This window comes from Streptomyces ureilyticus (genome assembly GCF_011045025.1).
Lineage (GTDB): Bacteria > Actinomycetota > Actinomycetes > Streptomycetales > Streptomycetaceae > Streptomyces > Streptomyces ureilyticus.
This window is the reverse complement of record NZ_JAAKZX010000522.1, coordinates 1-603: the sequence shown is the minus strand read 5'-3', so window position 1 is coordinate 603 and position 603 is coordinate 1. Positions and strand designations below refer to the sequence as shown.

Annotated in this window: 1 pseudogene; it reads left to right on the top strand. The window is 70.5% G+C overall.

Going from position 1 to position 603, the window contains the following annotated elements:
• Positions 1-359: pseudogene (locus G6048_RS48490) on the top strand (hypothetical protein); the annotation flags it as partial.
• Positions 360-603: the final 244 nt, after the last annotated feature.

The window sequence follows — 603 nt, the reverse complement described above, 5'->3', positions numbered from 1 at the left end:
CGCCGGCGGTCAACGGCGCCCACGGGCTCGTCTTCCTCGTCCCCGACGTCGCCCATGTCACGACGGCCACGGAGCCCCAGGCAGTGGACCTGGAATCCACAGGTGTGGACGGAGAGAACCGCGACCCGGGCGAGGGCGACAAGGCGTACATCCGCCACCGTCTGATCTCCAAGCAGCCCCTGCTCGACGTGAACGGCGACGGCCACCTCGACGTGATCGCCGCCTCCGGCAACCGACGCTCCGAGGACGGTTCCGAGACCCGACGTACAACGGGTTTCTGGGTCTTCCCGGGCTCCCCGGAGGGCTTGGACACCGAGGCCTCACGGCACATCACGGAGGAGGATCTGGACCTTGGGTGAACGCAAAGGCGCCTGACCGGGACTCTCCCGGTCAGACGCCTTTCGTACGAACCGCTCAGGGCAGGGGCCCTGCTCGTGGGTTACCGCGCCGCGTAGCCGAAGCGGGTGGCGACCGAGGGGAGGCCGCCCTGGCCGGGCCGGTAGGAGGTGACCGCGGCGACCGCGCCGCCGGCGGTCACGTTGGACATCGGCAGGGCGTGAAGGGCGCCGGTGCCCGGGCCATACGGCATGCCGACGTACAGGT